The following is a 25,955-nucleotide window of genomic DNA, read 5'->3' as shown; positions in this document are numbered from 1 at the left end:
GACCACGTCAGCGCGATCCTGACGAAGCTGCGGGTGACGAGCCGGGTGCAGGCCGCGCTGCTGGCGCAGCGGGCCGGACTACTCGACGAACGCCCACGGTCGGAGGCCGGCCGATGAGCCGTGCACGCGAGCTGTGGGAGCGGGTTCCCGCGCCGGTCGTCGACCTCGTCCTGGTGGCGGTGGCGGCCCTGGACGTGTGGCTGAACCTGTGGGACGACACGCGGTTCGGCGTCGCGCTGGCCGCGGTCGGCTGCGCCGCGTTGGCGTTCCGGCGCCGGTTCCCGCTCGGCGTCTTCCTGCTCACCCTGCCGGTCGCCCTGACGCAGGACGTCGCCGTCGCTGTGCTCGTGGCGCTGTTCACCCTGGCCGAACGCTCCCGCGACCGTCGGCTCCTCGCGGTGTGCGTCGCCCTGACCGCCGTCGCGAGCAGCATTCCGTGGCCCTTGGCCAGCCTCACCGAGGTCGGCCGGACCATGACGCTGGTCTTCTTCGTGTACAACCTGGCGACCGCCATCGCCCCGGTCCTCTTCGGGCAACTCATCCAGGCACGACGGGACTTGGCGCGGCGGCTGGCCGAGGTGGAGGAGGCCAGGGAGCACGAGCGGGCCCTGCACGCCCAGGCCGTGCTCGCCCGCGAACGCGCCCAACTGGCCCGCGAGATGCACGACGTGGTCTCCCACCAGGTCAGCCTGATCGCCGTACGGGCCGGTGCATTGCAGGTCGCCGCCAAGGACGCGGACGCCAAGGAGGCCGCCCGCACGATCCGTTCGCTGAGCGTCACCACCCTCGACGAACTGCGCACCATGGTCACGCTGCTGCGCGCCTCCGGCGGCAAATCCACCGAGCTGACGCCGCAGCCCACCCTGGCCGACCTGCGCAAACTGGTGGAAACAAGCGGCACTCACACGGAGCTGACGGGTGAGCTGCCGCCCACCGTGGGCACACCCGCCCAACGCGCCCTCTACCGCACGGTCCAGGAGGCCCTGACCAACGTCCGCAAGCACGCCCCCGGCGCCAACGCTCGCGTCGAGCTGTGGCAGGACGGCGACGAGGTCGGAGTGACCGTCACCAACACCCCTCCCACGCGCCCCTCCCTGGCCCTCCCCGGCTCGCAGCAGGGCTTGATCGGTCTGCGGGAACGGGCCGACATCCTGCACGGCACCCTGGACGCGGGCCCGACCGCGGAAGGCGGCTACCGGGTGCGGCTGAGGATTCCCCTGGGCACGGACTGAAACCGGTCAGGCGCCGGCCGCGGCAGAGTTTCCTGCCGAAAAGCACCGTCCTCAGGTCGAGGCCCCCGCCCGGAGGTGATCTGCCCTGGGACCGGGACCGGGACGGGACCGGATGCGAATTCCGCCGGCTGCGCTTCAGTTCATCAGACCCGCTCAGTCTGCTTGCGCTCCGACCGGGCCGCCATGGAGCAGCTCACCCAGGACCTGGTCGCCCAGGACCTGGTCGCCCAGGTGGACTGCGACGCCGCCGATACCTACCAGGCAAGCAGCGCCATCACCCGCCGGGTAAGTCGCCCGGCGGGGTGCGTGGATCCTCGGCAGTGGGTCAGGCGGTCAGCAGGGAGTTGGTCTGGGTGAGCAGGCCCATCCGCCAGGGCAGGCGGAAGTATCCGGCGTCGGATCTGGGGGCGATGCCCTGGTAGACGTCCTGGGATACCCCGACCTCGTTGCTGCAGCCACTCAGCACAGCGCTGCGTCGCCCATCACGGGCGTTGCCTCCAGGATCCCGCCACCGCGCACCCCCCTCAACCGGCCGCACCACGCGCACGGGCGGCAGGTCTCGGAGAGCGGACGCGTCCTTCGCTCCACCGGTTTGCCGGGTCGTTTCCCGCCGAGGCGTTCCGGGGCCGTGCGCTCACGGTGTGCCCGTCCTGCCTCGCACCGCGCGCCGTGTGGACCGGCGAGGGAGCAGCACCGGTTGCACGAGCCGACGCCGGTCCACACCGCTGCGGGCGTTGATGACAGCGATCAGCAGGTCGACCGCTTCGGCGCCCACTCGGTCGGGGCGGAGGCTGACGGTGGTGACGGGCGGCGTGGTCGTCGCGTAGTCCGGGTCCTCGCTGACGCAGGCCACCAGCAGGTCCCGCGGCACACGAAGGCCCTGGTGGCGAGCGGCGGTGAGGATGTTGTGACCGGAATCGGAGTAGACGCCGATGACGGCATCGGGTCTCGGATCGTGGCGGAGCAGCCGGCTGACCGCGTCCTGTTCGGCCGTGAAGTAGTCGGGCAGCGAGGCGTACTCCTCGACGAGGGCGGGCATGCGGTGTTCGTCGCACCAGGACCGGTAGGCGTCTGCGATGAGGCGCGGGTACGCGTCGTCATGAAGGGGCAGGGAGAGCCCGACCCGCCGGGCGCCGCACTTTTCGAGGTGGTCGAGCAGGAGGCGCACGCCCGCTTCGTGGTCGGCGTCCACCCACGCGTCGCACCGCAGCGGCTGGGGCGGCCGGCCTTCGCTGATCATCGGTATGCCCCGCTCCCGCAGGATGGAACGCACCGGGTCCTCGGCTCGCGGTCCGACGTGGATGACGCCGTCCATCGGCGTGTTGAGCCACATCCACGGGGACATGGAACTCGGCATCACCAAGAGCAGACAGCCGCGCTCGTGGGCAGCCGCCATGGCGCCCAGTGTCAACTGTGCGTAGTACGGGATCTCGATGTACGGGACGGGCAGGTCGCCGTACGTCGTCATGGTCAGGCCGAGCACTCCGGTGCCGCCGCGGGCAAGGGCGCGGGCCATGCTGGCAGGGGCGTAACCGAGTTCGCGTGCCGCGGCCAGCACGCGCTGCCTGGTCGCCTCGGACAGCCGCCCGGTGCCGTTGAGCGCGTTCGACACCGTGGCGGTGGACACGCCTGCCCGTGCGGCCACGGCGTTGAGCGTGGGACGCCGCCAGGCACGAGAACTCGCCATATGCACCCCAACCGCCATGCGACCGCTCGTGGTTAAGAGCTTAATCACTCAGCGTACCGGGCGAACGGCGGCCGGGACCGGTCGACGGGTGAAGGGTTATCAGTGGATGCCCGGCATGACGGTATCGCCGTCGGCGTCGATGACGACCGTGCGGCGGCCCATGTGCGCGTCCCTCCCCCTGGGTCGATACCAGTGTGGGAGGGGGAAGGGCGGGACGGTGTCGGCCGATGGTTCATGGCTGGGCGACGAAAGTATGAGGCAGGCTAGACGGGCGTCGACTCCGAGGGTACGAACGGTGCCCCGTGGCCCGGCACGATCAGTGCCGGGCCGAGGGCCAGGACCTTCTCCCTGGCCGCCCGCAGTTGCTCGCGGTCGGGCGCGAACGGATCGTCGGCCGGTCCCTCGGCGGTCCACCACAGATGGGTCAGGACCACCAGGCCCTCGTTGGCCGTGACCAGGGTGCTGACGTCCTCCGCGGTGTGGCCGGGGGTCGTCATGAGCGTGATCGACGGGGAGAGGCGGTATCCGTCGGCGCTGCGGTCCTCCCAGATGTCGTCGTGGTAAATGGCCATGTGGTCGTGGAAGCGGGCCTCGGGGAACAAGGCCGCGTTCAGCGTGTGGTCCGGGTGGTGGTGGCTGAAGATGACGTCGGTGACGTCTTCGGGGCTGAGTCCGTGGTGCGTGAGCGGATCCAGGATGAGCCGGCGGTCCGCGACCATGCCGGGATCGACGATCGCGACGGTCTCGCCATCGACGAGCAGGGTGACGGTGCCGGCCACTCGTGTGTCGGCGTAGCCGGTGGTCAGGACGTGGAAAGCAGCGGTCATGAAGGGCTCCTCGGGTGATGGGTGTGGTGGGGGGCCGTACGAGCCGGTCACCGGGGAAGGAGCGCCCGGAAGCCGGTGAGGGCACGCGCACCCGGTGATGGGCGCCTTGGGCCCGCTCGGAGCACCCGTCCGCGAGTGCACCTCCGTGGAGGGCCGACGAGTGGCAGGCCTCGACCGATCAGGCTGGTGGCTCGGCATCTCAAGGCATCTCAAGGCATGTCACCGGCCGAGCCGGACGCCGTTACGCCCCCGCAGCCTCGATGAACTCGCGCACCGCGCTGCGTGGGTCGCCCGAGCGGACCAGTGCCTCGCCGACCAATACCACGTCGGCTCCCCAACCTCGGTACTCCGCTACATCCTTCGGGCCCGTCACTCCCGATTCCGCGACCCTGACCGTGCCTTCCGGGATGCCCGTCACGAGGTCGGCGAACACGTTGCGATCCACGTCCAGTGTCGTCAGATCCCGCGCGTTGATGCCAAGGAGCTCGGCTCCTGCAGCGACAGCGCGCCGCACTTCGTCGGCCGTGTGCGCCTCCACGAGCGGCGTGAGACCCAACTCCTTGCACAGCCCCATCAGTTCGGCGAGAGGGCCGTCGTCCAGTGACACGACCATGAGGAGCGCAAGGTCGGCGCCGTGTGCGCGGGCCTCCCACAGCTGATAGGGGTCGACGATGAAATCCTTGCGCAGGACGGGCACGTCGACCCGGGCGCGTACGGCGTCCAGATCGGCGAGAGAGCCACCGAAACGCCTCCGCTCGGTCAGCACGCTGATCGCAGCGGCACCGCCGGCCGCGTACTGGACCGCGAGGGACGCTGGGTCGGGAATGTCCGCGAGCGCACCCTTGCTGGGGCTCTTTCGCTTCACCTCGGCGATGATGGAGACCCCGGGCGCCCGGAACGCGGGCAGGGGGTCGATCGCGGGTGCCGCGTCCGCTGCCCGGGAGCGCAGCTCCGCCAACGGCGTCGCACGCTTACGCTCCTCCAAGTCCTCGCGAACTCCCGCGAGGATCCCATCAAGAACGCTCATCTTCCTCTCCCTTTCCTCTCCCTGCGGAATCATCTGCTGCTGCGGACGTCCCCCGGCTCGAGTGAGGCCGTGCCTCACCCACGTCCAAGTCCTGCTCAAAAAGCGCTATTCGGATCGATCATGGCGTGCGTACCGGCCGGCCACGGGGCACGGAGGTAGAACTTCTGCGGATGATCCGTGCAGTGTCGTGATCCCGGACCGCGCCCCATCCCCGCTTGCCTCGGTCTTGAGCCGGATACCGCCGCACGCGGGGGCTCAGGCCAGGCCGAAGCGCTCGGCGTGCACTTGCCGGTGGGGAACCTTCAGCGTGCGCAGGGCGCTGAGCACGGCTGAGGTCATCGCGGGCGGGCCGCAGACGTACGCGTCGCGTTCGGTGATGTCGGGAACCAGGGCGCGGAGACTGTCCGGCTCGAACGGCGGGTTCCCCTCCCCCGTGCGACCGGTGAGCATGTGCAGCTGCCCGCCGCGGGCCTCGACCAGGGCTCGTACCTCGTCGACCAGCACGGCGTCGTTCTCGCTGCGCACCCGGTAGAGCACCACGACGTCGCCGGCCGGTCCCTCCTCCAGCAGGGCTCGAACCGGCGTGATCCCCACCCCTCCGGCGATCAGCAGTGCGCCGGGCCGCGTGCGATGCAGCGAGGTGAATGCCCCGTACGGCCCCTCGACGAACGCGCGACTCCCGACCGGGACGTTGCGCAGGCCGGCACTGGTGCTGCCGACCGCCTTGGCGGTCAGGCGCAACGTGCGGCCGTCGGGTGCCGCCGACAGCGAGAACGGATTCGCCAGCCACCAGTGGTTGTGCCCGGGGAACCGCCAGATGCAGAACTGGCCGGCCCGGGCCGGCAGCTTGTCGAGGTGGCGGCCGGTGACGCGCACCGACACCACGTCGTCCGACTCCGCCACCACCTCCTCGACCCGGAAGCGGTGATAGGCGTTGCGCCACAGAGGCATCACGATCCGCCCCGTGACCAGGGCTCCGAACGCGAACAGCCACAGGGCCCACCAATAGATCATCGCGAACGCGGAAGAGCTGAACGTCGTGGTCTCCTGCAGCTGGTGGACGAACGCCAGCCCCAACGCCAGGTACAGCAGCAGGTGCAGGCCGTGCCAGGTCTCGTACCGCAGCCGCTGCCTCACATACCGGGCGGAGACCGCCGCGACCACGACGACGATCGCCGCAGCCAGCATCCCGAGCAGAGAGGCCGGCACTCCGGCCAGCGCGAAGAACGTCTTCGTCATCGACGCGTCATCGAGCCGCGCGTAGCCCAGCACCACCAGCACGGCGTGGGTGAGGAGGGTCCACAGCAGGGTGAAGCCGACCCACCGGTGCCACACCGTCAGCCGGTCCATGCCGATACGACGGTCGAGCCACGGCAGCCGGGCCACCAGCAGCAGTTGGAACAGCATCAGCACGGCGGCGTGCAGGCCGAAGAACTTGGCGACCGTGAGCACCCCGTTCTTGCCGGTCCCGGCGCTGAGGAACAAGGCCTCGACGATCACCAAGTTGACGATGACAAACGTCCACAGCGCCCACCGCGCCGCGACGACCGGAGGTATGGTGCCCTGCCGCACCCGTGAAATCGTCGCCTCCACCGCTTCCCCTCTTGTTCATGTGGCGCATTCGCGCCCGGCACCCGCGAGGTCGCGAGGACCCGGCGTCCTCACCTGATACGGCCCCGGCCGCGAAGAATACGGAACTTGACGTGATAGGGGCGCTACTTGGCCTCGACCGTTCTTGTGCCGTGGCCGCACGCTGGTCGAGCTGACCGCACCGGCCTCACGGGGGTGCCCGCCCCGGCCCGGCCAAAAACGCCCGCACGCCGGTACAGCGAGCCGCCCGCGGCCCTGCAGAGGTGGCGTCGCAGACATCTGGCAACCGATCAGTCCTCACCCCGGCGGCCCGTTTCGGCTGCCGTCGCCAGGTACGTTGAGTGATTAACGTCTTAACCACAAGCCGTCACAGGGCTGTTTGGGTACAGATGGGGTACAGATGACGAGCTCGCGTGCCTGACGACGTTCCACGCTCGGCACGATGACGACGTACGGCGGCGTGCAGGAACCTCAGGCGGCCGTCCGCCGCGGCCTGGACGGCGAGGCGGCCGTTGACGAGGTGAGCGGACCCGTCGTCGCGTACGGCTGGTTCGGCGTGCGGGTCGGCAGAGGGGCTCTCCAGCGCTCCGGGAGCGGCGGGATCGATGGCCCCGGCCGAGGCCCGGACCCGCACCGCGTGCGGTCCCCAGGGCTCGATGCGGAGGATTGCTTCGGCGGTGTGGCGCTCCGGGCCGCCGCCCGCGCGGACGCGGTAAGTCAAGGTGATTCCTGGGTTCTTCTCAAGGGCCCGGACACCCGGACCCGTGCACCCGTGCGGGCGCCACGGCCAAGGCGACCGGTGCCGTGTGCGGCGCTCACGGCACCGGCCACCCGGGATCCGTCCGGGAGCGGGGTCATCCGGCGGTCAGAGTGGTCCACTTCTGGTTGGAGCCGCCGTTGCAGTCCCACAGCACGAGCTGTGTGCCGTCGGTCGTGGAGGCGCCCGGAACATCGAGGCAGCGGCCGGAGGCGGGGTTGCGGTAGCCGCCGTTGTACGGCTGCCAGACCTGGTTGGCGCCGCCGTGGCAGGACCAGAGCTGCACCTTGGTGCCGTTGGCGGTGGCCCCGCCCGCGGCGTCGAGGCACTTGCCCATCGAGCGCAGGGTGCCGTCGGTGTAGGCGGACCAGTACTGGTTGGCACTGTCGCCGCAGCTCCACGTCTGGACGGCGGTCCCGTCGGCGGTGTTGGCGCCGTTGACGTCCATGCACTTGCCGGCGATGCCGGACTGCACGCGTGCCGGGGCGGGGGCGGGGTTCCTCAGCCACCCGGCGCTGTCCGCGGCCTGGACGCCGCGGTGGAAGGCGTCGGCCATCTTCTGGTAGCCCGCGTCGTTGGGATGCAGGGGGTCGGCCAGGTCGGCCGTGGTCAAGCTGCTCATGTCGACGAATGCGACGCGCTTGCCCGCGGCCTGTGCGTCGCTGACGATTTGGCGGGTGGCCTGGTTGTACGTGCCGCGCCACCGCTCCTCCGAGCTGCTGGTGGACACGACCAGGGAGGCGACGAGGACGGTTGCGTCGGGGACGTCGGCGGTGACCTGGTTGACCAGCGACCTCAGCCGGGCTATGGCGCTGTCGACCTCGGAGGCCCCTTGGAGGTCGTTGGTGCCGATGTGCAGCGTCACGACGTTGGGCCGGTAGCGGGTCAGCGAGGCGTCGGCGAGGGCGGCGATCTGGTCGATGCGGTATCCGGAGTGGCCTTCGTTGTCGGGGTCGGACATCGAACCGCCCCGCACTGTGCCGACGAAGTCCAGCGGATGGCCGTCCGCCGCGAGCTTGTTCCACAGCGGACCCCGGTAGCCGTTGCCCGTACTGCTTCCCACACCCCAGGTGATCGAGTCGCCCAACGGCATGACCCGCAAGGGCGTGGTGGGCGCGGCGGAGGCAGGGGCGGCGCCTGCCGCCGTCACCCCGAGCGCGACAGCGACAAGCGTGATCAGGGACAGAACCCAAGGCTTTCTCATGCAGCGTCCTCTTCTGCGAGTGATTGCTGACTGCCCCCGCCCTCCTGTACCGAGCGGGCCGGCCCGAACCGGTGTCATCAGCGCACCCGAATAGATACCACGATCTCGACTGGAACATCCCATGAATAGCCGACATCTGGAATCGTGGCGCGGGGCTGATTCTGTGCTGCATGGGGCCAAGTTCGCTGCCACGGCGGTCCGTTCGCCACTTCCCCTGCTGGGGCGTCGGTCAGCGAACATCCCATGTCTGGCGGCTGTGCGCGGACGTCAGGGGATGCCGACGTTCTCCCTGGAGGCGCCGACATCCATGCCAGTGCCGGGTCAGCTCGTGACGCGGAAGGCGGCGTCGCTGCGGGCCGTCGCGGCGGCGATGGGGTCGAGGCGGAGTTGATAGGCGTAGTGGCGGATGCAGCGGTCGGGGTGGTTGTACGACTGGAAGGACGACCAGGTCGGGTCAGCGAGGCCGACGACCTGACGGAAGGTCGAAGTTGGCATGCCGCACGTACCGGTCCTGGAAGTTGAACGACTGGAGCCGCTTGGCGGGGGTGCTGGCCCAGCGGGCGAGGACGCGGGTCTCCTCGGCGGCCGTGAGGGGCAGGATCGAGCCGTGGCGCATGCGCACCTCCTGTCGTTCTGCAGTGCCGCCAGGGCGAAGGGGGAAAGCGGGGTGGTGGGGGAAGCCACGTCTCGGCGGGGGCGGGACAGGGCCGGCTACCGCACGACGCGGAAGGGGTGGTCGGCCGGGGCACCTCCGCAGCCAACTCACTGTCCGAACAACTGAGTTGTGCGACATGTCGAACGACGTTCGTATAGCCGGGCAGACAATAAGTGGGCGAAACAGGGTGCGTCAATACATGCGACATGCGCATGCCGGACCTCAGGCTCATCACCTTTGGGGACCGCCCCGAGCGCCACCGATGCGAGGTATGCGTTTGTGACAGAAGCGTTGACCTGGGCAGGTGCAGGACCTATCTTCTGGCCGAGTTTACGAACGGTGTTCGAAATACCGAAAGGTGTGAACAGACGGTATCTCCGCACCACCAGCACCAGAGGGAGTACTCCGTGAGACCTGCGCTCACCCGTCGGACGGTCCTCGGCATGATCGCCGGCTCGGCCGCCGCCACCGTCACCGGTATCTCGGCCGGCACCGCCCACGCCGCCGTGCCCGCGTCACCCGGTGTGACGTACACGAACACCATCGCCGAGCAGCGGGCCGACCCGCACATCTTCAAGCACACGGACGGTTTCTACTACTTCACCGCCACGGTTCCGGCGTACGACCGGATCGTGCTGCGCCGGGCCACCACGATCCAGGGGCTCACGTCGGCCGCCGAAGCGACCATCTGGACGAAGCACGCCACCGGTGAGATGGGCGCCCACATCTGGGCTCCGGAGATCCACTTCATCGATGGCAAGTGGTACATCTACTTCGCCGCCGGCGCCGCGAACGACATCTGGAGGATCCGGCCCTACGTCCTGGAGTGCACGGCCGCGAACCCGATCACGGGGACCTGGACGGAGAAGGGGCGTATCGCGCTGCCGCTGGACACCTTCTCCCTGGACGCGACGACCTTCGCCGTCAACGGCACCCGCTACCTGTCCTGGGCGCAGCACGACCCGGCCGCCGGACGCGGCACCAACATCTACCTGGCGCGAATGTCCAGCCCGTGGAGCATCACCGGCACACCGGTCATGATCAGCCGGCCGACCGCCTCGTGGGAGACCGCCGGAGGCGAGACGGTCAACGAGGGCCCGGCCGTGATCCAGCGGGGCGGCAAGGTCTTCATGACCTTCTCGGCCAGCGCCACCGACGCCAACTACTGCATGGGCCTGCTGACCGCGTCCGCCTCGGCCGACCTGCTGAGCGCGTCGTCGTGGGCCAAGAGCGCCGGCCCGGTCTTCGCCAGCAACGCCGCCACCAGCCAGTACGGCCCCGGGCACAACCAGTTCACGGTCTCCGAGGACGGCAAGTCGGACATCCTCGTGTACCACGACCGCAGCTACAGGGACATCAGCGGTGCCCCGCTCAACGACCCCAACCGCCGCACCCGCGTCCAGAAGATCTACTGGAAGGCCGACGGCACACCCGACTTCGGCATCCCGGTCGCCGACGGCCTCACCCCGATCCGGCTCTCCTCGTACAACTTCCCCGACCGGTTCATCCGGCACTGGGAGTACCGCGCCAGGATCGAGCCGAACGTCTCCCCGCTGGCCGACTCGCAGTTCCGTGTGGTCACCGGTCTCGCCGGCAGCGGCACCGTCTCGCTGGAGTCGGCGAACTTCCCCGGCTACTTCCTGCGCCACAAGAACTCAGCTGTGTGGGTGGAGAAGAACGACGGGACGTCGCTGTTCGCCGGTGACGCCTCCTTCACCGCCCGGGCCGGCCTCGCGGACTCCGCCGGCGTCTCGTACGAGTCGTACAACCTCCCGGGCCGCTATATCCGCCACTACAACTACCTGCTGCAGGTCCAGGCTCTCAGCACGGCGACCGACCGGGCCGACGCCACCTTCTACACCCAGTGAGCCACAGCTGCGGCCTGCCACCCCGCGGGCAGCTTTGACGGACTCTCTCGTCACGAAAGGGTGCAAGATGTCTTCCTCCGTCAGCAGACGGCGCCTCCTGCAAGTAGCCGGGGCCACCGCCGCCGCCTCTGCCACCGGATCCTTCATCGGCGCATCTCCCGCCCATGCGGCCATACCCCCCGCAAGGGCCGACATCGGGGTCTCCGCGCACCCCTTCGAACTCGGCCAGGTCCGGCTCACCGCGAGCCGGTGGCTGGACAACCAGGACCGTACGCGCAACTACCTGCGGTTCGTCGATGTCGACCGGCTGCTCTACAACTTCCGCGCCAACCACCGGCTGTCCACCAACGGCGCGGCCGCCACCGGCGGCTGGGACGCGCCGGACTTCCCCTTCCGCACCCACGTCCAAGGGCACTTCCTCACGGCATGGGCGCAGCTGTACGCCGTGACCGGGGACACCACCTGCCGGGACAAGGCAACTTACATGGTTGCGGAGTTGGCCAAATGCCAGGCCAACAACAGCGCCGCCGGCTTCAACGCCGGGTACCTCTCCGGCTACCCCGAGTCCGACTTCACCGCTCTCGAGCAGCGGACCCTGAGCAACGGCAACGTGCCGTACTACACCATCCACAAGACCCTCGTCGGCCTGCTGGACGTATGGCGCCACATCGGCAGCACACAAGCCCGTGACGTGCTGCTTGCCCTGGCGGGATGGGTCGACTGGCGCACCGGCCGGCTGAGCGGCCAGCAGATGCAGGCCATGCTGCAGACCGAGTTCGGCGGCATGAACACCGTGCTGACCGATCTCTACCAGCAGACAGGCGACGCGCGGTGGCTCACCGTCGCCCGGCGGTTCGACCACGCCGCGGTGTTCGACCCCCTGGCGTCCAACCAGGACCAGCTCAACGGACTGCACGCCAACACCCAGGTACCCAAGTGGATCGGGGCCGCCCGCGAGTACAAGGCCACCGGTACGACCCGCTACCGGGACATCGCCACCAACGCGTGGAACATCACCGTCAACTCGCACACCTATGCCATCGGCGGCAACAGCCAGGCGGAGCATTTCCGCGCCCCGAACGCCATCGCCGGCTTCCTGAACAAGGACACGTGCGAAAGCTGCAACACCTTCAACATGCTCACCCTCACCCGGGAACTGTTCGCGCTGGACCCGAACCGGGCCGCGCTGTTCGACTACTACGAGCGGGCGTGGCTGAACCAGATGATCGGCCAGCAGAACCCGGCCGACAGCCACGGCCACGTCACCTACTTCACCCCGCTCAACCCAGGAGGCCGACGCGGGGTGGGCCCGGCGTGGGGCGGCGGCACCTGGAGCACCGACTACGGCACCTTCTGGTGCTGCCAGGGCACGGGCCTGGAGATGCACACCAGGCTGATGGACTCCATCTACTTCCGCAGCGACAACACGCTGATCGTGAACCTGTTCGTGCCCTCGGTGCTCAACTGGTCGGAGCGCGGAATCACGGTCACCCAGACCACGTCGTACCCGAACAGCGACACCACGACCCTGCAAGTCACCGGCAACGTCAGCGGAACCTGGGCGATGCGCATCCGCATCCCGAGCTGGACCACCGGGGCCACTGTCAGCGTCAACGGCGTCGCGCAATCCATCACCACCACCCCCGGCAGCTACGCCACCCTGAGCCGCTCGTGGGCCTCCGGCGACACGGTCACCGTCCGCCTGCCCATGCGGATCATCATGCGAGCGGCCAACGACAACCCGAACGTCACCGCGATCACCTACGGCCCGGTGGTCCTGTCCGGCAACTACGGTGACTCCTCGCTCAGTTCCCTCCCGTCGTTGAACACCTCCTCGATCAGACGGACCAGCAGCAGTTCGCTCGCCTTCACCGCCACCGCCAACGGCTCCACGGTCAACCTGGGCCCGTTCCACAACGCGCACGGCCACAACTACACCGTCTACTGGAACACCAGTGGCACCGTCCGTCTCGCCAACGTGGGCAGCGGTCTCGTGCTGGGCATCCAGGACATGTCCACGGCCGACGGTGGCCGCGCTCTGCAGTGGAACGACTCGGGCACCGCCGACCACAACTGGCAAATGATCACCGACGGAAACGCGGTCCGCTTCCGCAACGCCCACAGCGGCAAGGTACTCGGCGTCTTGAACATGTCCACGGCAGACGACGCGACCGTCCTGCAGTGGTCGGACAACGGCACCGCCGACCACCGATGGACGCTGCTCGACCAGGGAGACGGCACCTACAAGATCCGCAACGAGAACAGCGGCAAGCTGCTCGCCATCGCGAACAACTCCACCGCTGTCGGCGCGTTCGCAGTCCAGGACTCGGACGATGGCACTGCCGACAACCGGTGGCGCATCTTGAGGGACTAGGGCGGGACTAGGGCCTGGGTGACGCTGTCGTCCCGAACGGGAGGGGCTCGCCCGAGCGCAGGTGTTCCCTCAGCCACTGTTCCGTGTTGCTCACGTGCAGCAGTGCGGCGGCCTGGCTGAGGGCCGCATCCCGGGTGGACAGCGCGTTATAGATCGCCTCGTGCTCGGCGAGGGTGCGGCCCCCGGCCTTGTCGTCGACCAGACCGCGCCAGATGCGGGCGCGCAGGGTGCGGCCGGAGATCCCTTCCAGGAGGGTGAGGAGGGTCTCGTTGCCCGTGGCCGAGACGACGGCGCCGTGGAAGGCGGCGTCGTGGATGTTGAGCTGTTCCACGTCGTCGCGGGCCTCGCGCATAGCATCCAAGTGCCGCTTCACTTCGGCCAGTTGGGCGTCGGAGATCCGGGTGGCGGCAAGGGCCGTGGCCATCGGTTCGAGGAGCCGCCGTACCTCCATGAGGTCCTGCAGGGCGACCGAGTCGCCCTGCAGGAGCTCCACGGCGCCGCCGAGCCCCTCCAGGAGCAGGCTCGGCTGCAGGCTGGTCACATAGGTGCCGTCGCCGCGCCGGACCTCCAGGACCCGCGCGACGGCCAGTGCCTTGACTGCTTCCCGGGCGAGGTTGCGGGACAGTCCCAGCTGGGCGGCCAGGTCCGGCTCCGGCGGTAGCTTCGACCCCGGAGGCAGTGCACCGGTCCGGATCAGCTCACGGATCTGATCAATGGCCTTGTCCGTCAGAGACATCCCGCATCCCTCCCCCCACCGTGCCCATGAGCACGTCCGACCTGATCAGCCCCTGAGTGCGGAGATCGTCCCAGAGGCTGTCGGGGACGCGCTGATCATGGAGTTCCACGTTTCGTCCGACCTGTTCCGGAGTTCGCATGCCGAGAGTGACGTTGATGATACTGGGATGCGTGTACGGGAAGGCGATCGCGGCGGCGGGCAGGGTGGTCCTGTGCACCGCACAGACCTCGGCGATCGCCCGGGCGCGGGCGACCAGGGCCGGCGGAACGTCCTGGTAGTCGTACTTCATGCCCTCGGTGGGCCGGTCGCGGGAGAGCAGTCCCGAGTTGAAGACACCCACCCGCCACCACGCTCTTGCCGAGGTCCCGCGCGGCGGGCAGGACGTCGTCCAGCGCCGACTGGTCCGGGATGGTGTTAGCGACCGGCCGGCATCACCACGTCGGTGGCCGTCTCGTGCAGGAAGCGGTCGAGCATCGCCGACTGGTTCATGCCGCCGCCGATCGCGCCGATCACGCCCTGGTCGCGCAACTCCGCGAGCGTGGGCATGGCCTCCTCGGCCGCCTGCCGCCAGTGGTCGTCCGGATCGTCAGCGCGAACTGCGCGTTGAGGTTGACCTGGAGCACCAACTCCCAGTCGAGGTCTGCGTGTTCGGCGGCCGGGGCACGGCGGATCGTGCCGGCGTTGTTGACCAGGATGTCCACCGGTCGCCCGCGCCCGGCGAGGTCCGCGCCCAGGGACGCCCCTCTTATGCACTGTCCAGTCCCCTCACTCAACAATCCTGGCCGCTGGATGGACACAATCGGCCACGAGACCCTGACAGACATGCCATGTTTGGCCAGTCGCAAATCGCATGAAACATGACGCAATGCAAGTCAACTACCTTCCCCTGCGGTGCTTTTCATCCCTGCACACCCGTTGACACCCCAGGGAGACATGACGGACCTTCATGCGTAACAAGCGCCGCCCTGCGTTCCCCTGTCCCCTTCCGTACCAGGGATGTCTCCATGTCGAGTTCGATCAACAGACGCCACTTCCTGGCCGGTGCCACCTGCGTGGCCGCGGCGGCCGTTGCCGGAGGTGTGTTCAGTGCCGGCATCGCCCAGGCGGCGCCCAGCACGTACACACCGGACTGGAATTCCGTCGACCAGCACCCGCCGGCCCCGGAGTGGTTCCAGGACGCGAAGTTCGGGATCTACTTCCACTGGGGCGTCTTCAGCGTCCCCGCCTTCGGCAACGAGTGGTACCCGCGCACCATGTACCAGGCCGGCGACGGCGTTAACCAGCACCACATCGCGACCTACGGCCAGCCGTCGGCATGGCCGTACCACAACTTCATCAACGGGGCTCAGGACCTGGCGGGCAACTTCGTGAAGTTCGCGCCGAAACTGAAGTCGGCCGGCGGGAAGTTCGATCCGGACGAGTGGGTGCAGTTGTTCGTGGACGCCGGCGCCAGGTTCGCCGGGCCGGTCGCCGAGCACCATGACGGCTTCTCCATGTGGGACAGCCAGGTCAACGAGTGGAACTCGGTGAAGAAGGGCCCTGGGCTGGACCTGCTGGGGATCTTCTCCAGGGCCATCCGCGCCAAGGGCCTGAAGCTGCTGGTAGCCATGCACCACGCATACAACTTCACCGGCTTCTACGAGTTCGCCCCCACCCAGACGGACCCCAGCCTCAAGAAGCTCTACGGGCAGCTGGGGCCGGCCGCCGAGAACCAGCTCTGGTTCGACAAACTCAAGGAGGTCATCGACCGCGCCCAACCCGACATCCTCTGGCAGGACTTCAACCTGGACGCCGTCGACGAGCAACAGCGCCTCAACTTCCTGGCGTACTACTACAACCAGGCCAACAGCTGGGGCCGCGAGGTCGTCACCACGTACAAGGACGGCATGCACGGCAAGGGCGAGGTCTTCGACTACGAGCGCGGCGGCCCGGCCGACCTCACGACCCCGTACTGGCTGACCGACGACAGCATCTCCAGCAGCAGCTGGTGCTACACGCAGGGAATCGGCTACTACACGTTCCAGCAGATGCTGCACTCGTTCATCGACCGGGTCAGCAAGAACGGCAACGTGCTGCTGAACATCGCGCCGATGGCCGACGGCACCATCCCCCAGGCGCAGAAGGACATCCTGCTCGGTATCGGGGACCACCTGAAGCGCTTCGGCGAGTCGGTGTACGCGACCCGCGCCTGGACAGCGTACGGCGAGGGCCCGACGAAGATGGGCGGCGGCTCGTTCACCACTCCGCACGCCGGCACGCCGCAGGACATCCGCTTCACCCGTAACAAGGCCAACACCGTCCTGTACGCCACCGTCCTGGGCTGGCCGGGCAGCTCGCTGACGATCAAGACCCTCAGCTCGGACCGGATCAACCTCTCGTCGCTGTCCTCGGTGAAGCTCCTCGGCACCACCGCCGGCACCTACATCGACCTGCCCACGCCGACCCAGAACTCCTCCGGCCTCATGGTCACTCTGCCGTCCTCGGCGCCGTACAGTGCCGGCGCCTACGTGCTGAAGCTCACCTTCTCCGGCACGATCCCGGGCCTGCGGCCGACGGCCGGCGCCATCGCCTTCACGGACGTCAACTACACCGGCCAGGCAGGTGTGTTCACCGTCGGCGACTACACCGCGGCCGACCTGACCGCGGCCGGACCGGGCCCGGGCACGCTCTCCTCCCTGCGGCCGGCCCCCGGCTACCGGGTGATCGGCTACTCCGGGGACAACTTCACCGGCACCTCCTGGACCTTCACCGCCGAGAACCCCGACCTCAGAGTCACCGGCAACAACGACCGGATCACCTCGCTGAGGGTCCAGTTCAACCCGACCACGTACTTCCGGATCACCAACGCCACCAACGGACTCGCCCTGGACAGCGGCGGCAACGTGGCCTCCGGGTCCAACCTCAAGCAGTGGACCTGGGACGGCAGCAACAACCTGCAGTGGCAGGCGGAGGAGGTCGGAGGCGGGTACTACAGGCTGGTCAACCGCACGAACGGCATGGTCGCCGACGGCTGGGGCGCCACCGACAACGGCTCTCCGGCGAGACAGGCCCCCTGGAACGGCGGCACCAACCAGCAGTGGAAGATCACCCACCGGGGCGGCGACCGCTACTCGATCGCCAACCGCACCACCGGCCTGGTCCTCGACGGCGGCGGCAACGTCGGCTCGGGCTCCGTCACCAAGCAGTGGACGCACGGCGGCAGCACCAACCTGCTGTGGACCTTCACGGCCCTCTGATCCCCGGGTTGTGACGGCGCTGAGATCCGTCGGACCCCGGCGGGGTCCGACGGTCAGTCCTTGCGGCCGGCCGGGCTACTGCTGACCGTCGGCGACTACGTCCCAGTGCTCGATGATCTTTCCGTCGACCACTCGGAAGAGGTCCACGACCACGTAGTCGGAGCTGTAAACCCACACCAGGTCCCCGTCGGCGAGGGTGTTGCCGAACCGGGTCCCGCCGCCCCCGGTGGACGGAGCGCTTCCGTCAGGCGCGCTACTGGGCGAGGCGTCGCCCTGCGTACCCTGCTGCATGAACTGCTTCAGCGGACCCGTTCCGTTCGCGACCGCCGGGTTGTGCTGGTAGTACCGCGGATCCCAGCTCTTGTCGATCACGGTCGCGTCACCGTCGGAGAGCCTGCGGTACGCGTCGACCGCGAACTTCCGGTTCTTCTCCTCCTGTTCCTCGGACAGGGCCGGCGCCCCCTTCGGATACCGGTACACGTCGCTGAACAAGGAGTTCCCGCTGGCCGTCTTCGCCGGCACGGTCTGCGTGATGCCCCAGTGCTCGACCAGCTTGCCGTTGCTGACCCGGTACAGGTCCGCCTTGGCCTCGCCGGTCGCCTCGTTCGCCGGGGTGGCCGACGCGTGCCAGTGCACGGCCACCAGGTCACCGTCAGCGGCCACGTGCTTGACGGTCGCCACCGCACCGGGAATCTTCGCCTTGAGGTCCTTGAACTGCTTGACCTGCCCGTCGGCTCCGTCGGGCACCGACTTGTCGTGCTGCACGTAGTCGGTGCCGACGAGCTCCTTCACGACGTCGGTCTTGTCCTTGTTGAACACCTCCGAGTACAGGCGCAGAACGAGCGCCTTGTTCCGCTCCTCGGAGGCCGACGACGCGCGGGCCGCGGAGGACGTCGTCGACGCGGCGGCCGGGTCGGTACTGGACGTGCTGCTGCAGGCGGTAGCGAAGCAGGCCACGGCGGCAAGCAGGGGCAGAGTCTTCTGGTATCTCACCAGGGTCTCCCATGTACGGTCGGATCGGGTCAGGTCAGATCAGGTCAGGTCAGGTCAGGTCAGATCAGGTCGGGCCTACTTGGCGGAGTTCCACCAGGCCGTACCGGCGGCGCGGATCGTGTTGGTGCCGCAGTGCACCTCGCCGGCGGAGACGTGGTGGGTACGCCAGTCGTCCAGGTAGCGCACATGCATGCCGACCTTGGCGTACGCCTTGGTCACCGCCTCGGCGAGGATGTCCTTGCCGCCCACGACCGGGCCCCACTGCCTGGGAGCGAGGTACGTGGTGGGGCTCAGCACGACGCCGTTGACGGCACCGGGGTGGTAGGCGACGACCGGACGGTCCTGCGCCGACGCGGGAGGCTGACCGGGGAAGCCGCCGAAGAAGCCACCGTCGTACATCGCCGGGATCTTCACGATCTCGGCGTCCGTGGCGCCGGTCTCGCGCTTCAGCAGCGCCAGGTTGTCCTTGATCTTCCGGGCCGCGAAGGCGTTGTCCCTGAGGAACTGCCGGTCGGACAGGGCCTGGTCGATCGTGGGGATGCGGCCCTCGGCGTAGGAGCGCGGAATGGAGAACACCTTCGTGTGGCCGTGCCCGTCGCGTTGCGCCTTGCGCAGCAGGGCGAGCGCGCCCTCCGGGTCGGCGATGCCGATCTTCCAGCCGCGCGGGGTGTCGGCGGGCAGGAACTGCACGAACTCGTCCACGTGTCCGACGCGGAGCCATCCGGTGTCCAGCACCAGCGGGTCCTGCGCCTGCTGGGCCTTCAGGAAGGCCGTGTGCGCGGGCAGCCGGGAGCCGTGCCGGCCGGTGATGATCCGGCCTGCCGGGTAGGACTTGCCCTTGTGGGTGTACGGCGGGATGGTCTCCAGGTTGCCCGTGGAGTTGATCTGGCCGTCGTACAGCCCCTTGTTGATCTGTACGGCGCCGACACCGGGGCCGCGCATCTCGAAGACCTGCTTGCCGGCGTCGCGGTCCATCTGCGCGGAGCGGATCATCATGCGCAGGACGCGTGGCTTGCCGCCTGGGCCGGGCATGCTGACATAGCCGGGCTCGATGAAGTCCTGCGCCCAGACGTCCGAGCCGTCCTTGAACATGTACGTCGGCTTGGTGATACCGGCCTTGCGCACTTCCTTGGCGAACTCTCGCACGAACTTCCGCTGGTTGGGGTCATCGCGGTTTCCGTCCACGACCAGCGCCTGCTCGGCGCGCTGCAGGTTGTGGTGCGTCAGGACCGGGGCGGCGCGCAGCATCACCTCGTCCGTGGCGGTGCGGTCGCCGTCGGTGACGGTGAACCGGACGGTGATCCGGCCGTCCCAGCCCTCCCGTATGACGTCCCGCCCATCCAGGCCTAGGCGGAACCCGGCGCGCAGTTCGGCGGCGGTGACGTGGGTGCCGGCGGTGACGTAGGTCCAGGCGTCGCCGCGCTTGAGGAACAGCCGGACCTTGTACTTGCCGGCGCCGACCAGTTGGAAACTGCCGGTGGCGGCGTCCGAGACGTCGTCGACCGGGACCGTGCGCAGCGGTGCCAGGTACTCGGGCGCCCGCACGACGTTGCCCTGGGCGTCGTTGCACGCCTGGAGCCGGGCGTTGGACAGCCAGCGGCCATCCGGTGTCCGTGTCTTGCAACGCCGCTGCTTGTCACCGATGTTGGGCAGGAAGATGGCACCGCGCGCGCTGCTCCACGCCGTCTTGCCCATGACATCGGAGCCCCCGGTGACATCGACGGCACCGTCACGGTTCACATCGGCACGAAGGTCCGCCCTGATGCCTCCGGTCTCGGCAGCGGTTGCGGCCGTCACCGTGCCGGACACGGCCGCCAGGGCGATCGCCAACGCTATGGCCGCCTTGGGGCTCGCTCTGTTCATTCACGTCCTCCTCGTGGTCTTGACCCTGCACCTGCACCCCATCGCGGCTCACTTGGGCGTTCACTCCGCCGACCGGCGGGAGCGCCCCCGCCGACAGGCCGGACTCCGACCCCTCCGAAAGTGGGACCCGCGCCACCAGCCGGATCCGCCTCCCGCGGAACTCGGCCACGCCCCAGTGAGAAATCGGCGGCAACCTTTTCGCTTCGTGCGGTCACTGAGCAGTGCACATCAGCTCGATCTTCCGAACGGACAGGTATGAAGACAGCGAGGCAGGCCGCGCGGCAGCGCAGGCACAGACGCAGGCTCATGCTGGGCACCACGCTGGCGGTGACCGCCGCGGGCGTTCTCGCCTACCTGGTCATGGGTTCGCTCCCCGACCGCAAGCCGGACGCAGGGCCTGCCGCGGCAGCACCCGTCGCCACCAACCAGGTGAGAGCCACTACTGCGACCGAAACGGCCACCCCGACCGCGTCGGCGACGCCGACCGCGACCGGCAGCCCGACGCGGACGGCCGCTGCGACCACCGCGGCAGCACGACCGTCGGCCACCGGCACCCCCCGCTCCCCGCGAACGGCGTCCACCACGCCACCGTCAGCAGGGCGGATTCGGCCCAACACCACCTACACCGGGGTCGCCACCGCCTACGAGGCCGAGGACGGAGACGGCGCCTGCCTGTTCGGCCCGAGTCCCGACCTCATGATCGCGGCCATGAACACCACGGACTACGAGACGTCCAGGGCGTGCGGCGCGTACGTACTCGTCCGCGCGGCCAACGGCAAGTCGATCACGGTACGGATCACCAACGAATGCCCCCTGCCCTGCGCACCCGGGCAACTGGACCTCAGCCAGGAGGCCTTCGCCAAGCTCGCCGACCTCAAGGTCGGCCGGATCCCGGTCACCTGGCAGCTGCTGAGCCCCAGCACGTCCGAAACGATCTCCATCAGATACAAGACCGGGTCCAGCCCCTATTGGTGCGCCATCCAGGCGATCGGCCACCGGAACCCGGTCGCGCACCTGGAGGTCAAGACCGGCGACGGCTGGCGGCAGTTGCCCCGCACCGAATACAACTACTTCCTTTCCGCCAACGGCAGCGGGTGCGGCAACTCGATCAGGATCACGGACATCTACGGAGAACGACTGACCATCTCCGGGATCGCGCTGCGACCGAACGTCGTGCAACCGACCCGGGTTCAGTTCGCCCGGCGCTGATCCCGCCGTCGTGCCGGAGAGGGCGAGAGCGGAGAGCCCTCCGACAGTGGCGACCCACCCCTTCGGGCGCCTCACTCCCGATTTCGCGACCGCCGCCGCTGGCGGACGCGGATGACGGGTGGGCGCCAGTTGTCGAAGCGCATCGACACCGGCACCATCCCTGATTGACGGTCAATGGGCCCTACTCAAGAGCCTTTCCTTGTGCTCATGCTCTTGTTTCCCACGAAACGAGTCCGTTAACTTCCCCGATAGGTGAAGCGCTTCGACACGCTCCCAGGGGAAGGGCCGCCATGGCGCACGAGGTGAACCGCAGACGTTTCGTCAGCGCGGCGGTCGCGGTCGCGACCCGCCCTGCCCGCCGATGTCGAAGCCGTCACCCGGCGCGCCGCCGACGGCCGCCGCTGGAACGTCCTCATCAACCACATCACGGACACCGTGCCCCTGCCGGAGCCCGCCCACGAACTGCCGCCCGGCGGCTGCGCGGTCCTGCGCGGCCACTGACCCTGGGAGAGGACACATGGAAAACGAACAGCTGAGCTTGCGCTGGGGTCACGAGGCCCTGCAACTCGACTTCGTCCTCGGCGACGACGGCAGCGTCCGCCTGACGCATCTCGGACTGCCCGGGGAGGCGGGCAGCGACCCCGGTGCGTCCCTGCCTCTGGTGGAGGTGACGGCCGCGGGTCACGGCCGCGGCTGGTCGGGCAGCCGCCTGATCGGAACCGCTCTCGGCGAGCGGCTGCGCCACCGGGCCCACAGCGCGGCCCGCGACGGCGACTGGCACACCCTCACCATCCAACTCCACGACCCGGACACCGGACTGGTCGCGGAAGTGACCTACCGGTCGCCGGACGGCATCCCCGTGCTCCGCAGCGAAGTGACCCTGCGCAACGAAGGGCAGACCACGCTGCACCTGGAGTCGGTCAGTTCGCTCGCAGTGGGCTGCCTCACCCCGCAGGACCCGGCGGCCCTCGACGCCGCCGACCTGCTGTGGGCGGACAACGACTGGCTCTCCGAATGCCGCTGGCAGCGACAGCCGATGCGCCGAACCACACCCGACCCCAGCGGACGCGTGAAGTACGGGCACGGCAAGGCCGGCTTCGCACTGACCGGGCAGGGCACCTGGTCCAGCAACGGGCACTTGCCCATGGGCGGCCTGACGGACCGGCACACCGGCCGCACCTGGATGTGGCAGATCGAGCACAACGGCGGCGGCTGGCGCTGGGAGTGCCAAGAGCAGGACAACGCTGCCTACGCGGCACTCTTCGGTCCCACCGACACGCACCATGGCTGGCGGCACCCCCTGGAACCCGGCGCCGCCTTCCGCACCGTACCCGTGGCCCTGTCCTTCAGCGCCGACGGCGGCCCCGACGCCGCGTTCGCCGCGCTGACCCGCTACCGCCGCGCCCACCGCCGCCCGCACCGCGACCACCAGGCTCTGCCCGTCATCTTCAACGACTACATGAACTGCCTGATGGGAGACCCCACCACCGACAAGCTGCTGCCGCTGATCGACGCGGCGGCCGAGGCCGGCGCCGAGTACTTCGTCATCGACGCGGGCTGGTACGACGACAGTGACGGCTGGTGGACCAGCGTCGGCGCCTGGGAACCATCCGCCTCCCGCTTCCCCGGCGAGAAGGGGATCCACGAGGTGCTGGACCGCATCCGCGAACGCGGCATGGTGCCCGGCCTGTGGCTGGAGCCGGAAGTCATCGGCGTCCACAGCCCCATGGCCAAGTCCCTGCCCGACGAGGCGTTCTTCCGCCGCGACGGCGTCCGCGTCACGGAGGTCGGCCGGCATCATCTGGACCTGCGCCACCCCGCCGCCCGGGCCCACCTGGACCAGGTGGTGGACCGCCTGGTCGGCGAGTGGGGCGTCGGCTACCTCAAGCTCGACCACAACATCGACCCCGGTTCCGGCACCAGCGCCCACCCCGGCGAGACCCCGGGCGCCGGTCTTCTCGGCCACAACCGGGCGCAGTTGGACTGGCTCGACGGCGTCCTCGACCGGTACCCGCACCTGGTGGTGGAGAACTGCGCCTCCGGCGGCATGCGCTGGGACCACGCCCTGCTGTCCCGGCTGCAGTTGCAGTCCACCAGCGACCAGCAGAACCTCCACCTGTACGCGCCCATCGCGGCCTCCGCACCCACCGCCGTCACCCCCGAGCAGGGCGCCGTGTGGGCCTACCCACAGCCGGAGGACTCCCTCGACGAGGTCGCCTTCACCATGGCGAGCGCCCTCCTCGGCCGCATCCACCTCTCCGGCCTCCTGCCGGAACTGGGGCCCGAGGCCCGCGCCCTGGTCCATGAAGCGGTCGCCGTGTACAAGGCCGTCCGCGCCGACCTGCCCCGGGCCGTGCCCTCTTGGCCACTTGGCCTTCCCGCCTGGGACGACCCCTGGATCGCTCTCGCCCTGCACACCCCCGCCACCACCTACCTCACCGTCTGGCGCCGCCCGGGCGGCGAGGCCACCACCACCCTCCGGCTGCCCGAACGGGCGGGCGGCGCGGCCCGTGCCGAGGCGCTGTACCCCGCCGCACGTCAGGCCGTTGCCGTCTGGAATCCGGACACCGCCGACCTCACCGTGACCCTGCCCACCGCGCCCTCCGCGGCGCTGCTCCGCATCAGCCGCACGGAGCCGGACGCTCCCTGAGCGCCGTCCCTGCCGCCCACCCGACGAAAGGACGACCAAGGGTGCCCGCTCAGAACCAGCCCGCCCGCGCCGCCCACCCCGTGCTCCCCGGGTTCCATCCCGACCCGAGCATCTGCCGGGTCGGCGACGACTACTACCTCGCCTGCTCCAGCTTCGAGTACTTCCCCGGCATACCCCTCTTCCACAGCCGTGACCTGGTGCACTGGCGGCAGATCGGCAACGTACTGGACCGGCCGGATCAGTTGCGTCTGCCGGCCTCCATGCCGTCCTCGGGCGGCATCTACGCCCCCACCCTGCGCCATCACGACGGCCGCTTCTGGTTGATCGTCACCAACTGCAGCGAGGGCGGCGGCAACCTGATCGTCACGGCGACCGACCCGGCCGGACCCTGGTCGGATCCCATCTGGGCACCGGGTGTGCCCGGCATCGATCCCGACCTGGCCTGGGACGAGGAAGGCACATGCTGGTGCACGGTCGCGGGGGTGGGGCAGGTACGGCTCGACCCGTCCACCGGCGAGACGTACGGTCCCCCGCGCAAGCTCTGGTCCGGCGGCCCCGGCGCGAAGGCTCCGGAGGCGCCGCACCTGTACCGGATCGGCGACTACTGGTACCTGCTCATCGCCGAGGGCGGCACCGAACGCGGCCACGGCGTGTCGATCGCGCGCGGCCGTACGCCGACCGGCCCGTTCGAGCCGTGCCCGGCCAACCCGATCCTCACCCATCGCGGCACCGACCACCCGGTGCAGAACACCGGCCACGCGGACCTGGTCCAGGGCCCCGACGGGTCGTGGTGGATGGTCTTCCTCGGCGTACGGCCGCGCGGCGGCACGCCCGGCTGGCACGTGCTCGGACGGGAGACCTTCCTGGCTCCCGTGACCTGGGAGGACGGCTGGCCGGTCGTCGGCGAGGTCGCCCTGGACCTGTCCACGCTCCCCTGGCCGCTCTCCCCCGCCCCCGCTCCCGCTCCCTCCGAGGAGCGGCGTGACGACTTCGAGTTCAGCGAACTCGCGCCGGCCTGGATCTCCGTGCGGGACCGCCCCGCCGAGCTCTGCACCACCAAGGAGCGCCCCGGATGGCTGACGCTCCGCGCGCGGGGCGGCTCCCTGGACGAGCCCGACGTGGTGTTCACCGGCCGCCGCCAGCAGCACCTCACCTGCCGGGCACGCACCTTGGTCGACGCCGGGCAGGGTCGCGGCGGCCTCGCCGTCCGGCTGGACGAGCGGCACCACTACGCGATCGAGGCGTCCGGGACGGACGTACAGGTGATCGCGCGCGTCGGCTCCCTGCGCACGGTCGTAGCCGAACGCTCCGTACCCGCCGGGCCACTGGTCCTCGCCGTCACCGTCACGGACCCACCGCCTCCGCACGGGCCGTGCACCGGACCCGACGTCGTCTCCCTAGGGGTCGAGGCCGCGGACGGCACGTTCACCGAACTCGCGGCCCTCGACGGCCGCTACCTGTCGACCGAGGTCGCCGGCGGCTTCACCGGCCGCGTCATCGGCGTGTACGCAGCCGGAGGCACCGTCCACTTCGACTGGTTCGACTACGAGCCCCTGGACCGCTGAGCCGGCCCACTCCAAGAAGTCCGGAGACTCCGTCACCGGCACTCGCGTCACACCCGCCTCCTGACCGACCGACCGGCCGCGTGCCCTGGTTGCCCCCCGGCGACCAGGGCACGCGTGTCCCCTCGCGATCTCCAGCGGATCGTTAACCGTGCTGGTGGATCAGTTCCTCGACGCGGGCCCGGCTCTCGTCCGATACCTCCGACCGGCCGTTGAGCACCTTCGACACCGTGGGCACGGAGACGCCTGCGGACTCGGTTCGAAACTTCGTGACTCATTCGGAAACTCAAGCTTCACGGATACTAGAGAAGCCATCGAGCATGTCAACACCTACCACCGAACAACCCTTCACAATGGGCCGATGCTGACTGCGAAAGGTGACATATCTCTGTTTTCCGGGCAACTAACCTGCGGCGACATGGGATCACCTAGCTTCGAATGTTTCGAAGTATTCATCGATTCCTGCGAGAGGTATTGACGGGGTT

The 25,955-nt window shown here is 69.2% G+C and carries 17 protein-coding genes and 5 pseudogenes; 8 read left to right on the top strand and 14 right to left on the bottom strand.

What is annotated here, in order from left to right; genetic code table 11:
• Together ACTMVF_RS41620 and ACTMVF_RS41615 are read left to right on the top strand one after the other, a co-directional pair.
• Positions 1-117, top strand: a pseudogene (locus tag ACTMVF_RS41620) (DNA-binding response regulator); the annotation flags it as partial.
• Positions 114-1,232, top strand: a complete 1,119-nt coding sequence (locus ACTMVF_RS41615) for a sensor histidine kinase (RefSeq protein WP_441276298.1) — start codon at positions 114-116, stop codon at positions 1,230-1,232. The pseudogene ACTMVF_RS41620 and the gene ACTMVF_RS41615, both read left to right, overlap by 4 nt.
• Positions 1,233-1,557: 325 nt before the next feature.
• Here the strand turns inward: ACTMVF_RS41615 and ACTMVF_RS41610 are convergent, their stop codons facing one another.
• The 8 genes and pseudogenes from ACTMVF_RS41610 to ACTMVF_RS41575 form a co-directional block, all read right to left on the bottom strand.
• Entirely contained in the window at positions 1,558-1,698 is a 141-nt protein-coding gene (locus ACTMVF_RS41610) for a hypothetical protein (RefSeq protein ID WP_441276297.1), read from the bottom strand.
• A gap of 168 nt (positions 1,699-1,866) precedes the next feature.
• Complete coding sequence (locus tag ACTMVF_RS41605) at positions 1,867-2,877, bottom strand: LacI family DNA-binding transcriptional regulator (protein ID WP_441276296.1); 1,011 nt, start codon at positions 2,875-2,877, stop codon at positions 1,867-1,869.
• Between the two features lie 305 nt (positions 2,878-3,182).
• Positions 3,183-3,746 carry an MBL fold metallo-hydrolase gene (locus ACTMVF_RS41600; RefSeq protein ID WP_441276295.1) on the bottom strand — a complete coding sequence of 188 codons (564 nt, stop codon included), beginning with the start codon at positions 3,744-3,746 and terminating at the stop codon, positions 3,183-3,185.
• Positions 3,747-3,987: 241 nt separating this feature from the next.
• Complete coding sequence (gene trpC / locus ACTMVF_RS41595) at positions 3,988-4,773, bottom strand: indole-3-glycerol phosphate synthase TrpC (RefSeq protein ID WP_441276294.1); 786 nt, start codon at positions 4,771-4,773, stop codon at positions 3,988-3,990.
• Between the two features lie 255 nt (positions 4,774-5,028).
• Positions 5,029-6,345 (bottom strand): ferredoxin reductase family protein, encoded by a 1,317-nt coding sequence (locus ACTMVF_RS41590; RefSeq protein WP_441276293.1) that lies wholly within the window; start codon positions 6,343-6,345, stop codon positions 5,029-5,031.
• Positions 6,346-6,730: 385 nt separating this feature from the next.
• Positions 6,731-7,084 (bottom strand): hypothetical protein, encoded by a 354-nt coding sequence (locus tag ACTMVF_RS41585; protein ID WP_441276292.1) that lies wholly within the window; start codon positions 7,082-7,084, stop codon positions 6,731-6,733.
• Between the two features lie 133 nt (positions 7,085-7,217).
• Positions 7,218-8,324 (bottom strand): ricin-type beta-trefoil lectin domain protein, encoded by a 1,107-nt coding sequence (locus ACTMVF_RS41580; RefSeq protein WP_441276291.1) that lies wholly within the window; start codon positions 8,322-8,324, stop codon positions 7,218-7,220.
• Between the two features lie 321 nt (positions 8,325-8,645).
• A pseudogene (locus tag ACTMVF_RS41575) lies at positions 8,646-8,985 on the bottom strand (AbfB domain-containing protein); the annotation flags it as partial.
• Between the two features lie 437 nt (positions 8,986-9,422).
• On the opposite strand from ACTMVF_RS41575, the gene ACTMVF_RS41570 reads away from it, so the two are divergent.
• Complete coding sequence (locus tag ACTMVF_RS41570; protein WP_441276301.1) at positions 9,423-10,847, top strand: family 43 glycosylhydrolase; 1,425 nt, start codon at positions 9,423-9,425, stop codon at positions 10,845-10,847.
• A gap of 67 nt (positions 10,848-10,914) precedes the next feature.
• Positions 10,915-13,221: a beta-L-arabinofuranosidase domain-containing protein gene (locus tag ACTMVF_RS41565; RefSeq protein WP_441276290.1), complete on the top strand. Its 2,307-nt coding sequence runs from the start codon at positions 10,915-10,917 to the stop codon at positions 13,219-13,221.
• Positions 13,222-13,228: 7 nt separating this feature from the next.
• Here the strand turns inward: ACTMVF_RS41565 and ACTMVF_RS41560 are convergent, their stop codons facing one another.
• The 3 genes and pseudogenes from ACTMVF_RS41560 to ACTMVF_RS41550 form a co-directional block, all read right to left on the bottom strand.
• A complete protein-coding gene (locus ACTMVF_RS41560) occupies positions 13,229-13,957 on the bottom strand; it encodes a FadR/GntR family transcriptional regulator (RefSeq protein WP_441276289.1) in 729 nt (242 codons plus the stop codon).
• Positions 13,948-14,542 (bottom strand): annotated as a pseudogene (locus ACTMVF_RS41555) (aldo/keto reductase); the annotation flags it as partial. The gene ACTMVF_RS41560 and the pseudogene ACTMVF_RS41555, both read right to left, overlap by 10 nt.
• A pseudogene (locus ACTMVF_RS41550) lies at positions 14,542-14,694 on the bottom strand (SDR family NAD(P)-dependent oxidoreductase); the annotation flags it as partial. The pseudogenes ACTMVF_RS41555 and ACTMVF_RS41550, both read right to left, overlap by 1 nt.
• 267 nt (positions 14,695-14,961) lie before the next feature.
• Between ACTMVF_RS41550 and ACTMVF_RS41545 the strand changes: the two are divergent.
• A complete protein-coding gene (locus ACTMVF_RS41545; RefSeq protein WP_441276288.1) occupies positions 14,962-17,193 on the top strand; it encodes an alpha-L-fucosidase in 2,232 nt (743 codons plus the stop codon).
• A gap of 75 nt (positions 17,194-17,268) precedes the next feature.
• Here the strand turns inward: ACTMVF_RS41545 and ACTMVF_RS41540 are convergent, their stop codons facing one another.
• Both ACTMVF_RS41540 and ACTMVF_RS41535 read right to left on the bottom strand, forming a co-directional pair.
• On the bottom strand, positions 17,269-18,186 hold the full coding sequence (locus tag ACTMVF_RS41540; protein WP_441276287.1) for a nuclear transport factor 2 family protein: 918 nt from the start codon (positions 18,184-18,186) through the stop codon (positions 17,269-17,271).
• A gap of 75 nt (positions 18,187-18,261) precedes the next feature.
• Entirely contained in the window at positions 18,262-20,049 is a 1,788-nt protein-coding gene (locus ACTMVF_RS41535) for a protein-arginine deiminase domain-containing protein (RefSeq protein WP_441276286.1), read from the bottom strand.
• Between the two features lie 255 nt (positions 20,050-20,304).
• Between ACTMVF_RS41535 and ACTMVF_RS41530 the strand changes: the two genes are divergently transcribed.
• The 3 genes from ACTMVF_RS41530 (at position 20,305) to ACTMVF_RS41520 (ending at position 25,473) form a co-directional block, all read left to right on the top strand.
• Entirely contained in the window at positions 20,305-21,258 is a 954-nt protein-coding gene (locus ACTMVF_RS41530; protein WP_441276285.1) for an expansin EXLX1 family cellulose-binding protein, read from the top strand.
• Positions 21,259-21,775: 517 nt separating this feature from the next.
• Entirely contained in the window at positions 21,776-23,908 is a 2,133-nt protein-coding gene (locus tag ACTMVF_RS41525; RefSeq protein ID WP_441276284.1) for an alpha-galactosidase, read from the top strand.
• A gap of 41 nt (positions 23,909-23,949) precedes the next feature.
• On the top strand, positions 23,950-25,473 hold the full coding sequence (locus ACTMVF_RS41520) for a glycoside hydrolase family 43 protein (RefSeq protein WP_441276283.1): 1,524 nt from the start codon (positions 23,950-23,952) through the stop codon (positions 25,471-25,473).
• Between the two features lie 145 nt (positions 25,474-25,618).
• Here ACTMVF_RS41520 and ACTMVF_RS41515 read toward each other — a convergent pair.
• Positions 25,619-25,726 (bottom strand): annotated as a pseudogene (locus tag ACTMVF_RS41515) (LacI family DNA-binding transcriptional regulator); the annotation flags it as partial.
• Between the last annotated feature and the right edge of the window lie 229 nt (positions 25,727-25,955).

This window comes from Streptomyces sp. SD31 (assembly GCF_052068475.1).
GTDB lineage: Bacteria > Actinomycetota > Actinomycetes > Streptomycetales > Streptomycetaceae > Streptomyces.
The sequence above is the reverse complement of the archived record's forward strand: the minus strand, read 5'-3'. Positions and strand labels throughout refer to the sequence as shown.

Excerpts from the sequence above, each read along its gene's own strand:
- ACTMVF_RS41615 (WP_441276298.1), top strand. The coding sequence starts at position 114 with ATGAGCCGTGCACGCGAGCTGTGGGAGCGGGTTCCCGCGCCGGTCGTC.
- ACTMVF_RS41600 (WP_441276295.1), bottom strand. The coding sequence starts at position 3,746 with ATGACCGCTGCTTTCCACGTCCTGACCACCGGCTACGCCGACACACGA.
- trpC (WP_441276294.1), bottom strand. The coding sequence starts at position 4,773 with ATGAGCGTTCTTGATGGGATCCTCGCGGGAGTTCGCGAGGACTTGGAG.
- ACTMVF_RS41580 (WP_441276291.1), bottom strand. The coding sequence starts at position 8,324 with ATGAGAAAGCCTTGGGTTCTGTCCCTGATCACGCTTGTCGCTGTCGCG.
- ACTMVF_RS41570 (WP_441276301.1), top strand. The coding sequence starts at position 9,423 with ATGATCGCCGGCTCGGCCGCCGCCACCGTCACCGGTATCTCGGCCGGC.
- ACTMVF_RS41565 (WP_441276290.1), top strand. The coding sequence starts at position 10,915 with ATGTCTTCCTCCGTCAGCAGACGGCGCCTCCTGCAAGTAGCCGGGGCC.
- ACTMVF_RS41560 (WP_441276289.1), bottom strand. The coding sequence starts at position 13,957 with ATGTCTCTGACGGACAAGGCCATTGATCAGATCCGTGAGCTGATCCGG.
- ACTMVF_RS41545 (WP_441276288.1), top strand. The coding sequence starts at position 14,962 with ATGTCGAGTTCGATCAACAGACGCCACTTCCTGGCCGGTGCCACCTGC.
- ACTMVF_RS41535 (WP_441276286.1), bottom strand. The coding sequence starts at position 20,049 with ATGAACAGAGCGAGCCCCAAGGCGGCCATAGCGTTGGCGATCGCCCTG.
- ACTMVF_RS41530 (WP_441276285.1), top strand. The coding sequence starts at position 20,305 with ATGAAGACAGCGAGGCAGGCCGCGCGGCAGCGCAGGCACAGACGCAGG.
- ACTMVF_RS41525 (WP_441276284.1), top strand. The coding sequence starts at position 21,776 with ATGGAAAACGAACAGCTGAGCTTGCGCTGGGGTCACGAGGCCCTGCAA.